General features: G+C 38.2%; 8 protein-coding genes and 2 tRNA genes. 9 read left to right on the forward strand and 1 reads right to left on the reverse strand.

Annotation, left to right across the window (positions count from 1 at the left end):
- The first annotated feature begins 40 nt into the window (after positions 1-40).
- The 8 genes from QPK98_RS03705 (at position 41) to QPK98_RS03740 (ending at position 9267) form a co-directional block, all read left to right on the forward strand.
- A complete protein-coding gene (locus QPK98_RS03705; RefSeq protein ID WP_310991661.1) occupies positions 41-1972 on the forward strand; it encodes a M1 family metallopeptidase in 1932 nt (643 codons plus the stop codon).
- 338 nt (positions 1973-2310) lie between these two features.
- Positions 2311-3642, forward strand: a complete 1332-nt coding sequence (gene rseP / locus QPK98_RS03710; RefSeq protein WP_310991662.1) for an RIP metalloprotease RseP — start codon at positions 2311-2313, stop codon at positions 3640-3642.
- A 253-nt stretch (positions 3643-3895) separates the two neighbouring features.
- Positions 3896-4483: an RNA polymerase sigma factor gene (locus QPK98_RS03715; protein ID WP_310991663.1), complete on the forward strand. Its 588-nt coding sequence runs from the start codon at positions 3896-3898 to the stop codon at positions 4481-4483.
- A complete protein-coding gene (locus tag QPK98_RS03720; protein ID WP_310991665.1) occupies positions 4470-5204 on the forward strand; it encodes a tetratricopeptide repeat protein in 735 nt (244 codons plus the stop codon). Before QPK98_RS03715 ends, QPK98_RS03720 begins: the two co-directional genes overlap by 14 nt.
- 311 nt (positions 5205-5515) lie before the next feature.
- Positions 5516-5589 (forward strand) — tRNA-Asn (locus QPK98_RS03725).
- Between the two features lie 382 nt (positions 5590-5971).
- Entirely contained in the window at positions 5972-7246 is a 1275-nt protein-coding gene (locus QPK98_RS03730) for a ribonucleotide-diphosphate reductase subunit beta (protein WP_310991666.1), read from the forward strand.
- Positions 7247-9031, forward strand: a complete 1785-nt coding sequence (locus tag QPK98_RS03735; protein ID WP_310991667.1) for a ribonucleoside-diphosphate reductase subunit alpha — start codon at positions 7247-7249, stop codon at positions 9029-9031.
- A gap of 164 nt (positions 9032-9195) precedes the next feature.
- Positions 9196-9267: transfer RNA gene (locus QPK98_RS03740), tRNA-Arg, on the forward strand.
- Between the two features lie 169 nt (positions 9268-9436).
- Here QPK98_RS03740 and QPK98_RS03745 read toward each other — a convergent pair.
- Positions 9437-10729 carry an OFA family MFS transporter gene (locus QPK98_RS03745; RefSeq protein ID WP_310991668.1) on the reverse strand — a complete coding sequence of 431 codons (1293 nt, stop codon included), beginning with the start codon at positions 10727-10729 and terminating at the stop codon, positions 9437-9439.
- Between the two features lie 538 nt (positions 10730-11267).
- Here QPK98_RS03745 and QPK98_RS03750 point away from each other — a divergent pair.
- Complete coding sequence (locus QPK98_RS03750) at positions 11268-12146, forward strand: SdiA-regulated domain-containing protein (RefSeq protein WP_310991669.1); 879 nt, start codon at positions 11268-11270, stop codon at positions 12144-12146.

Below are 12146 nucleotides of genomic sequence, written 5' to 3' on the forward strand. Positions count from 1 at the left end.
CTACGTGTCTCGGCAAATCAAGAATCTAAACACATACACAATGAAAAAAATTATACTTCCCTTTTTACTTTTTACCTGTTTTTTATCCTTTTCTCAAAATTTTAGAACCAATGACATTAGTGAAGCTGAAGCCAAAGCTGCCTCGGGACTCTTTACTACGTCACGGAACATGAACACGGGCAATTATGATATTAAATACGCCCGGCTAGAATTAGACATTGACCCTTCGCAAGCTTTTATCTCGGGGAAAGTAACTTCCCATTTTGAAGCCAAGGAAAACATGAACACGGTAACTTTTGAGCTCGTTAACAACATGACCGTTTCCGAAGTACTACAGCGCGGTGCATCACTTTCCTTTACTCAAAACAACGATGACGAAGTGGTGATTACCCTTCCGCAAACGCAAAACGAGGGCGTTTTAGATTCGCTTTCCATAAGTTATTCCGGCAACCCAATAAGTTCTGGGTTCGGTTCCTACGAAGTAGATACCCATAATGGCCGGCCGGTAATGTGGACGCTTTCTGAACCATTTGGCGCAAAAGCATGGTGGCCCTGCAAACAAGATTTGATAGATAAAATAGATTTAATAGATATTTACATAACCTCGCCTCGTTTTAACCAATACAATGAAGAGTATGTGGCCGTTGCAAACGGTGTAGAACAGAGTCAAAGCATAGACGGGAACACTAAAACCACGCATTTTCAACATGGATATCCTATTCCCGCCTACCTTGTGGCCGTAGCGGTGACCAACTACACCACTTATTCGCACACCGTGGCAAACAACGGAAATCCGTTTGAGATTATAAATTACGTATATCCTGAAGATTTAAGCTATGCCCAATCCCGCACTCCAGTTACGGTGGATATCATGAACCTTTTTGCCGATAAATTTGAACCCTATCCCTATGCCGATGAAAAATACGGCCATGCCCAATTTGGCTGGGGCGGCGGTATGGAGCATACTACAATTTCATTTATGGGTAGTCTTGGGCGTGGACTAATTGCCCATGAATTAGGTCATCAATGGTTTGGAAATAAAGTAACTTGTGGTAGTTGGCAAGATATATGGCTCAATGAAGGTTTTGCAACCTATATGGATGGAATGGTAGTGGAACATTTAGACGGCGAATCTGACTTTAGAAGTTGGAAAGCAGATAAAATATATTCTATAACCCAATATGCTGATGGCTCGGTTTATATTCCGGCTCAAGACACAACTTCCGTAGGTAGAATTTTCGATAGTAGGCTTTCTTATAACAAGGGCTCAATGGTCATCCATATGCTTCGGAAAAAATTAGGCGATACCGTTTTCTTTCAAGGATTAAAAGCGTATCTAAACGATCCGTTGCTTTCTTTTGGCTATGCAAAAACTCCGGACCTCATCAGAAATATGGAGACTGCTAGCGGCGAAGATCTTACGGAGTTCTTTGATGATTGGGTTTATGGCGAAGGCTACCCCAGGTTTACCATCACATGGCACCCCGGAGCATCTGGAGAGATTGATGTGGTAATATCGCAGACGCAAAGTTACCCATCTGTCTCGTATTTTGAAGCCCCCGTACCTTTACGGCTCAGCGGGACACAGGGCGAAACCTTAGATGTAGTTTTAGACAATACTTCCAATAATCAAAACTTTCAAGTTGCTGTGCCTTTTACCGTGCAATCGGTTCAATTTGACCCAGAAAACGATATTATTTCAAAAAACAATCAAGTTGTTTTAGGGACGCAAGATTTAACATTAGACAATCGTGTTCTTTTGTATCCAAACCCAACTTCAGACAAAATTAATTTTCAAAAACCACAGGATTTACAAGTAAACCAAGTACGTATTTATAACACCTTGGGGCAACTGCTTTATGCAGAAAAATATACGGATACTATAGATGTTTCTAAGTTTGCAAAGGGGATACTGTTTGTTCAAATGGAAACCTCAAAAGGCGTAATCAATAAAACACTGGTAAAAGAGTAGGATTTTTTTGGTTCGTTCCGATAGCTATCGGAATCATCAATGAAATCTAAGATTCACGAACTCCCATTTTATTATTTAAAAGAGTGAGTAAAAAAATGAACAAGTTAAATATTTAGAACAGGGTTGTGAAATAAATATTAAATAAGCGGCTACTGGGGTCGCTTATTTTTTTTGCACGTTCTAAAAGATTACTTTTGTGCGATTTTTCACTTATTTTTTGTCTTTTAACGGAAGCCTTTGTTGCGAATTTCCGAGACAAGCCGAAGAATCACCCTCGATTTTGGTAACAATTACCCTAAAAACGAGACTATTTTATTCAAATATCTATATTAACAACTATGAGTCCATTTGCTGTAAAAGCTATACAACTACTTTTAAGTTTATCCTTACTAATTGTCCTTCACGAAATGGGGCATTTTATTCCTGCCAAACTATTTAAAACAAGGGTTGAGAAATTCTATCTATTTTTTGATGTAAAGTTCTCGCTCTTTAAAAAGAAAATTGGCGAAACCGTTTACGGAATTGGCTGGCTTCCCTTGGGCGGTTATGTGAAAATTTCCGGCATGATTGACGAGAGCATGGACAAGGAACAAATGGCACAACCACCACAACCATGGGAGTTCCGAAGCAAACCAGCTTGGCAAAGACTAATTATTATGCTCGGTGGAGTTACGGTGAACATTATTGTTGGTTTTGTAATCTATATGAGCATTCTATATGTATATGGAAGAGAAATTACTACCGCCGACGATCTGCCACAAGGTTTTGCAGTAAGCGAACAATTTAAGGAATACGGGTTTCAAGACGGAGATCTTATTTTAAAAATCAATGGCGAACCACTGGACGATATGCTGGAAATAAACCGTCATATCTTCCTTCGAGATGTTTCTAATGTAGAAGTTAAACACGCCGATGGAAGTATAGCGACTATTCCAGTGCCGGAAGATGCTGGTTCAAAAATGTTTCAAAGTGGTCTAATGCGGGCCTTTGAACCAAGAACAAGCATTGTTTTAGATTCTATATGGGACGAATTTCCAGCCCAAAAGGCCGGTGTTATGGCAAAAGATAAAATTATTGCCATCAACGGGCAGCAGGTTCAATACTACGACGAGTTTAATAAAATAGCCGAAGCCAATAAAGACAAAGAAAACACACTGGTTATTGAACGAAACAACCAATTAGACACATTAAACATTACTCCTAACGAAAACGGCACCTTTGGTGTTACTTTTTCTAAAGAACAATTGCGATCTCAATTGGGCCAAACAAAAATAAACTACTCCTTAGGCGAAAGCATAGCCGGTGGTTTCAATTATGGCTATTATACACTTAGAGATTACGCAGCTCAATTTAAATATGTATTTACAAAAAAGGGAGCTACCCAAGTAGGCGGTTTTGGTGCTATTGGAAATATGTTTCCAGGGGTTTGGAACTGGCAGAACTTTTGGGCTACCACCGCTTTAATATCTATAATTCTGGCATTTATGAACATTTTGCCAATCCCTGCCTTAGACGGGGGCCACGTAGCATTTTTGTTATATGAAATCGTTAGTGGTCGTAAACCGGGCGACAAGTTTATGGAATACGCCCAAATGATAGGCTTTTTCATTTTAATCGCTTTGGTACTCTTTGCCAACGGAAACGATATCTATCGTTGGTTGTTTGAGTAAAGAAATAACAGGTTATTTTGTTTTAAAAATACTTCAGAAAGATTTCTGGAGTATTTTTTTTGATTTATTCTGATGACATCCCAAACCTCTTTCGATGAAAAAGTAAGAACGAGATCGGATTTATAGCCTAGCGACTAAAAAAAACGAAATTCAAGCTCCTTTAAACGAGTAAATTACGTCCTTTATCTAAGTTGTCTAAAAAACTTAAATCCAACAGAGATAAATTGTATCTTTCTATATTGTTTACGAAATAATGCTGAAAAACAACGATATAGAAGAAAATAATTCATCTTTTAACAAAACGACAGTGCTTATAAAGCAAAATGACGCTGATACGTTAAGGGAGTTATACGTAATTAACTTTATTAAAGTGAAGCATTATGTGCTTAAAAACAATGGCACGGAAGACCAGGCAAAAGATGTTTACCAAGAAGCCTTTATTGCAATGTGGAAAAACGTTAAGAACGATAGGTTTTCGGCAAAAAGCAAAACCGCCATCAACGGTTATATTTACCAGATAGCTAAAAATAAATGGATAGATTACCTACGGTCTTTAAGATATAAAAATACAACTTTTATAAATAGAGAAATTGAGTTTGACGAGTCGGAAAAAGAGGAAAAAGAGCTTCAAAACAAAAAATCGCAATTTGTTATGGAATCGATAACCCAGCTTAATGAACGCTGCCAGTTGTTGTTAAAACTGTTTTATTTTGAAAGAAAGCCTTTTAGAAGAATAGCTGAAATAATGAAAATTGATGAAGCATACGCTCGAACCGCAAAATACCGTTGTCAAAAACAATTAAAAAAACTTATGCAAAACCTCCCCAATGAACTCAAATAAAGATTCATACAACAATCAAGAAACCCATGAACTTATTGATAAATACCTTCTGGATGAACTTGACGACACTGCCTTAGAGAATTTTAACAAACGCCTAACCCACGATTTAGACTTTCAAAAAGCTGTTAAAGCTCAAAAAACCATTTTTACAGCCGCTGAAGAGCACAACCTAAGGAAATCACTAGATGATTATCATGCAAGTATTATAGAAAAGCCCAAGAGAAAATGGCTTACTCCCGGACTATTGGCTTTGGCAGCATCAATTCTTTTACTAATTAGCGTTAGTCTTTGGGCTGTTTTCTACACCGGAAGTTCTACCCAGCAAGTCTTTGCTGATAATTTTAGACCTGATCCCGGACTTCCTACAAAAATGGGGTCAGCGTCACAATACGAATTTTATTACGGTATGGTAAGCTACAAGCGCAAGGAGTATTCCGAAGCAATAGCCCGATGGGAACCTCTTTACGCCGCAAATCCAACGAATGACACCTTGGTCTATTTTTTAGGAGTGGCAAACTTGGCAAATGACAACGCGCGTCAAGCCGAAAACTATTTAAAGTTAGCCTACAAAAAAACCGAAAGTGCATTCTTTGAGGACATTCTATATTATCTAGCTTTAACCTACATCAAGGAAGACAAAATTACTGAGGCCAAGAAAGTCCTTTCCAAAGGCACAACCACTTCTGCAGCAACACTACAAGAGCAACTTAAAAAGCTTTAATCATGCTACTTTCTTTATGACTAAAATGAGCCGATGAAAGTAATTCACACAAATTTTTATTTTTTGTTTTGGCGGAATAAAAAATTACTTATATTTGCACCCGCCTACGCAATATACGAGATTGCTTTAGTGGACATCGGTCCGCAGAAAGGCAAAGATTGAAAATAACAGGAAAACACATATTCCTCTTTAGCTCTCCCGATAATTATCGGGATGGTTATAGCACCTGACTGTTAATCAGAGCCCCGATAGCTATCGGGATTGGTTCGAGCCAAGAGGAACAATAGATTGAAATACAGGAAAATACATCTTCCTCTTTAGCTCAGTTGGTTAGAGCATCTGACTGTTAATCAGAGGGTCCTTGGTTCGAGCCCAAGAAGAGGAGCAAAACAAACCAGTCTTTAATTAGGCTGGTTTTTTTGTTTTATAGGATTTCGGTTTTGAGCGAGAAGATTATGGATCAAGAACAATTGTTGTTAATCTATAGCGGAAGAATCCTACATTCTTAACTCCTCTGAATTGCGCTCTAAACGCTTTTATCTTTGCGTTAAACAATTATCGAATCAAGAACAGTTGGATAAAGTCCTGTTAATTATCAACTTCCAACTCAAGTGCTGTGATTAAAAAACTCACATAGCAACACGTCTTAATTTCTTTTCGATTGTTGATAACCATTTGACAACAAAATGAGGTTTCAACCAAAACGCATCGATAAATTTTTCATCTTTATACCTCGTTTATATTTCTAATTTTTAGTTAGCATTCCCATGGAGATTACCCAGGTTATAAAAAGAGATTTCACAACAAAACCCTTTCATTTACAAAAGATTACAGATGCAATTTTAAAAGCAATGACCGCTGCCAACCACGGTGGGGCGGAAGATGCAAAACGAATTTCAGATAAAGTTTACGAAGCATTATTAGAACGAAAAGCGCTGGACGGAAAATATATTCCTACCGTAGAAGAAGTTCAAGATTTTGTGGAAAACAAATTGATGGAAAGCGGTTTTTTTGATGTTGCAAAAGGTTATATTCTTTACAGAAACCAACAAACACAGAAACGAAAGCTCAATATATTTGAAAAACGTATAAACTTAAAACCATACGAATATCCAGCGCTTTATGAATACGTGCCGGCAATTCGCCATTCGTATTGGATACATACCGAGTTCAACTTTACAAGCGATATTCAGGATTTTAAAACACGACTTTCAGAAGTTGAGCGCAGTGCCATTAAAAACACTATGCTTGCTATTTCGCAAATTGAAGTAGCCGTAAAAAACTTCTGGGGCGATATCTATCACAGAATGCCAAAACCTGAAATTGGTTCTGTTGGCGCCACCTTTGCCGAAAGTGAAGTGCGCCATCACGATGCCTATTCGCATTTGCTTGAAATTTTAGGGCTGAACGAAGAGTTTAAAAACCTAAAGAAAAAACCGGTAATCATGAAGCGGGTCCATTATTTGGAAACCGCACTTAAAAACTCCAAAAGCGATGACAACAAGGAATATGCAGAGTCTGTTTTGCTGTTTTCGCTATTTATTGAACACGTTTCACTGTTTTCGCAGTTTTTAATCATCATGGCCTTTAACAAGCATAAAAATATGTTTAAAGGAATTTCAAATGTTGTGGAAGCTACTTCAAAAGAAGAACAAATTCATGGGGATTTTGGTATTGATGTAATTAAAATTATCAAAGAAGAAAACCCAGAATGGTTTGACGAAGGCTACCAAAGCATGATTCAAGAAATATGTAGAGAAGCCTTTACGGCCGAAAGCAGAATTGTAGATTGGATTTTTGAAGAAGGTGAACTAGACTTCCTTCCCAAGGATGTAGTAAATGAGTTTATAAAAAACCGCTTTAACAATTCGCTTGAAAGCATCGGAATAGAAAAAATATTTGAAATAGACGAAAGCCTTGTTGCCCAGACCGAATGGTTTGACGATGAAATTATCGGCACCAAGCACGGCGACTTCTTTGTAAAGCGCTCAATCAATTACAGTAAAAGAACCCAAAGTATAACCAGTGATGACCTTTTTTAAATGAACGAACAAAATCTAGACCTCGACACACAGACTTCAAAAATAAATTCTGATAATAACCCCCTCGTTAACGCCCGTAAAGAGGCGCTAAACCATACAGAAGAAAAGCAAGGCTTTGAATGGCTTACCGAACACAGCCGTAATTTTCTAGCTTCAGGATATCTATCGCCTGGCGTTTCTGCTGAGGAACGTATTCGCGAGGTGGCCGATAGAGCCGAGCAAATTTTGGGCATCCCAGGATATTCCGATAAGTTTTATGGCTATATGTCTGAAGGGTTTTACTCATTGGCATCTCCTGTTTGGTCTAACTTTGGAAAAGAACGCGGACTCCCAATTAGTTGTTTTGGATCGCACATAGACGACGATATGGGCAACATTTTATACACCCAGTCTGAAGTGGGAATGATGTCTAAATTAGGTGGGGGAACTTCTGGATACTTTGGAAAAATAAGACCTCGTGGTGCCGAAGTAAAAAATAACGGACAAGCATCTGGGGCTGTTCATATTATGCAACTGTTTGAATCTATGGTAGATGTTGTGAGCCAAGGCTCCGTTAGACGCGGTCGTTTTTCGCCATATTTACCCGTAGAACATCCAGATATTATGGAGTTTTTAGAAATTGGAACCGAAGGAAACCCCATTCAAGAGCTAACCCATGGCGTTACCGTAACCAACCAATGGATGCAGGAAATGATAGATGGCGATGATAAAAAGCGTTCCATTTGGGCAAAAGTTCTGCAGCGACGCGGTGAAATGGGATATCCATATATCTTTTTTAGTGACAATGCTAACAATTCGGCGGCAGATGTTTACAAAGATAAAAACCTTCCTATTTATGCCAGTAACCTATGTACCGAAATAATGCTGCCTTCAAACGACGACTGGTCTTTTGTATGTGTACTTTCATCAATTAATGCCCTGCATTATGACAAGTGGAAAGATACCGATGCAGTTGAAACAATGGTGTATTTCTTAGACGCCGTTATTACCGAATTTATTGAAAAACTAGAAGTATATCGTGATTCGGAAAGCCGAGAAGATAGACAAACCTTCCTATTTATGGAACGCGCATACAACTTTGCAAAAGAGAATCGCTCTTTAGGTCTTGGTGTGCTAGGCTGGCACTCGTTATTGCAATCGAAAATGCTTCCTTTAAATAGCGAAAAAGCGTATAACCTAAACAGCGAAATATTTAAGCTTATCAAAGAGAAATCGTATAAAGCTTCTGAAGAATTAGCCGAAAAATTCGGAGAGCCAAAACTGTTAGAAGGTTATGGAAGAAGAAATGCTACGCTAAACGCCATTGCTCCTACCACCTCTTCAGCTTTTATTCTTGGACAAGTTTCACAAGGTATTGAACCCATCTGGTCTAATATTTATGTGAAGGATATTGCCAAAATAAAAACCACAATAAAAAACTCATATTTAGAGCAGTTATTGGAAGAAAAAGGGATGAATACCACCGAAGTATGGCGCGATATTCGCAGCAACGACGGCTCGGTACAACATCTTGAGTTTTTAACAGAGCACGAAAAAGAAGTGTTTAAAACCTATTCAGAGATTGATCAGTTAGATCTTGTGTATCAAGCCGCCAACCGTCAAAACCACATTGACCAAGGGCAGTCGGTAAATATTATCGTACATCCTGAAATGCCGGTAAAAGAAATAAACAAGATTCACGTTACCGCATGGAAGTTAGGGTTAAAATCACTTTACTACCAACACAGTATGAATGCCGCACAAAAATTTGCACAGAAAAAAGACTGTGTTAGCTGCGAAGCATAAACAGTGGTAATCATCCTGCTGCTATAAATATTTCAGGAAAGAAGCAAAAGAACAGGTTCAAACTTAATTGAGCCTGTTTTTTTTTTATTTTAAGCTGATACGATCGTCCTTCAAAAAAAGCTTAAAAACATGGAAAATATTTAAATTTGTACCTTCAGAACAACGGCCCCATAGTTCAATGGATAGAATAGAAGTTTCCTAAACTTTAGATCCAAGTTCGATTCTTGGTGGGGCTACAAAAAGTTGGTAGTTGGCAGTATAAAGCAAGTAGTGGTTTCCGAATTTATTTTGAAATGCCAATAAACAACCATCAAAAGGATTTCGATTTCGAGTTAGAAAAAGTTCACGATCTCGGCCCAGCTCTAGTGAAAGACTTACGCAATATCGTTCTACCTCAGGCTCGGGTCACTTCTTTCTATTGGTAATCGTATTGTTTGTTAGCATCAAGCTTATTATAAAACCTACTGTCAATAAAATTGCGCCCACAAAATAGGTTCTAGGTCCAATCATTTCGGGATTATCTGCATAAAAATCTCTGATAAAAGCTGCCAATTGGGGGCCAACAATTCCACCAATAGACCAAGCAGTAAGAATTGCTCCATAAACCACGGGCATCAATTTAGAATTGAAAACGTCCAGCACATAAGAAGGCATTGCACCAAATCCGCCACCATAACACAATAATACATAACATACCAACGCACCAAAAAGCCAAGGATTGCTGGTTATCATCATCAATAGAAAAACCAAAATCTGAGACCCCAAAATTAGACGAAACACCTGTATTCTTCCCAGTTTATCGGAGAGTCCACCCCACAAAAACCGACCAAACCCATTAAATAAGGAGCTAACAGCAATAAGCGTTGCACCGGCAAGCGCGAGTGTTTCTGCACTAATAGTTGAATCTTTTAATAGCAGTAAATCCTGCATCATTGGCGATTGCAAGCTTATAAACATAATACCGGCCGCAATGTTCAGAAAAAAGATCAACCACATGGCTAAGAATTTTTTAGACAAAATGCTGTCTTTAATTCCAAGTCCGTCTTCTAATTTTGTATCCGCCGTATTATTTGTGGAAGGTACATATCCGTTTGGTACAAAGTCTGCTGGAGGATTCCGCATGGCGAGTCCAGCAGGAAGCGCAATTGCGGTAAGCACTACCGAAATACACAAAAAGACTTGTACTAGATTTCCGTTGGTTAATTCAAGCAATATTGGGGCAATAATTATAGACATTACAAAGGCGCCTAAGCCAAAACCCATAACAACCATTCCGGTGATAAAACCTTTTTTATCGGGAAACCACTTTGAAACCGTAGCTACCGGCGTTACATAGCCCAAACCCAGCCCGATACCTCCAACTGCGCCAAAACCAATATAAAAAAGCGGCAAACTCTCTATAAACATAGCACAGGCGCTTATTAAATATCCTAGTCCGTAAAGCAATGCGCCAAGGCTCGCCAGTTTTCTAGGGCCGTATTTAGGTAGAATTATCCCACCAATGGCAGCTGCTACACCAAGAAACAGAATTGACAAACTAAATATCCACATGGTTTCCACATTGGTCCATCCATACGCAATACGAATGGGTTTCTGAAAAAAGCTCCAAGCATATACGGTGCCCAACACTACCTGAAGCAGGGTTCCCATACTAGCAATAAACCATCTATTTGAAGTAGTTCTATCTGAATTAAGCATTTACTTTAGCCATAATTAAAAACTTCAATCTACGCATATTTGAAAAATAAATTTGATTTTCTACTGCGGAAATTTGATTTGTATAGCAGAATATCCTTCAGCTTGCAATTCAATAGCGTCCTAAACGTTCATAAGGTAACCATTGAAAGCCTTTGTTTAATGGGGCTTAGAGATAATATGAAGCTTAGGGGTCTGTAATTGAGAATTCCTGTTTTTTGGCCTATCGAAAATTTATCGTAAAATTTGAAGTGAAGTTCCCGTAAAATTTTAGGCTGTTTGAGCCAGCAAAGATAGTCATCAAAGCACTGGATTTAAAGGCGAGTTCCTAAAATTTAGGGGACGAACAAAAAATTTAGAGAAAATTTCGTAAGCCTAGATTTTTTTGGTTCGTTTTTTCATCAATGGAAAAAATGAACAGGTTAAATATTTAGGACAGGATTGCTTGCAGTTCAACTTTATCAAAATTTTAAGTGCTAAGCATAAATATTTCGTGTAAATTATTCGCAATTTAGTGCTAATTCCCTAAAAGCAATGTTTTATGGCAATGAACGAAAACAGAGTCGCCTTTTTTATAATAACCGGAGTCCTCGCCTTTGTGGGGATATTGTGGTGGGCTTTTGAAAATCCAGCCATAAATCCACGATTGGATGAGGAAACCTATACGATTATCCATAAATGGGACATGCCAAATGACCTAAACGAAATTTCGGGTATCAGTTGGATTTCTGAAGATAAAATAGCCTGTGTTCAAGACGAAGAAGGGATTATCTATATTTTTAATTTTGACACCGAATTGGTAGAAAAAAGAGTGAATTTTGCCAAGTCTGGCGACTATGAAGCATTAACCATTGTTGATAGCACTGCTTATGTAATGGAGAGTAACGGAAGTTTATTTGAAATATCCAATTACCTCAGCCCCAATTTTGAGACCAAAAAATACAAGACCCCTTTCTCGGGTAAAAACAACATGGAATCGTTAGTGGCAGACACCATAAACAACCGCCTTCTGTTTACGGTAAAAAACAACGATCCAAATAGTGATGATTACAAAGGTATTTACGCCTTTAATTTAGAAACCAAACAAACCGAAACCTTACCCATTTTAAAGATTCCGTTAAACGATCCTATATTTACAGGAAAAGATAAAGACGACGACGGAGACCAATACGAAAACTTCTATCCTTCAGAAATTGGAATCAACCCCATTAACGGGAACATTTATATTTTGGCTTCCAAGAAACAACCGCAGCTATTAATTATGAGCAATAAAGGCGAGCTATTAAAGCTTCATCAGCTTTATAAAAAATCATTTCGGCAGCCTGAGGGACTAACGTTTTCAAAAGACGGTACCATTTTTATATCTAATGAAGGTAAAAAAGGCACCGCCAATATTCTAGAGGTCGAATTTGAAGAATAA

The organism is Aequorivita marina (genome assembly GCF_031631895.2).
GTDB classification, from domain to species: domain Bacteria; phylum Bacteroidota; class Bacteroidia; order Flavobacteriales; family Flavobacteriaceae; genus Aequorivita; species Aequorivita marina.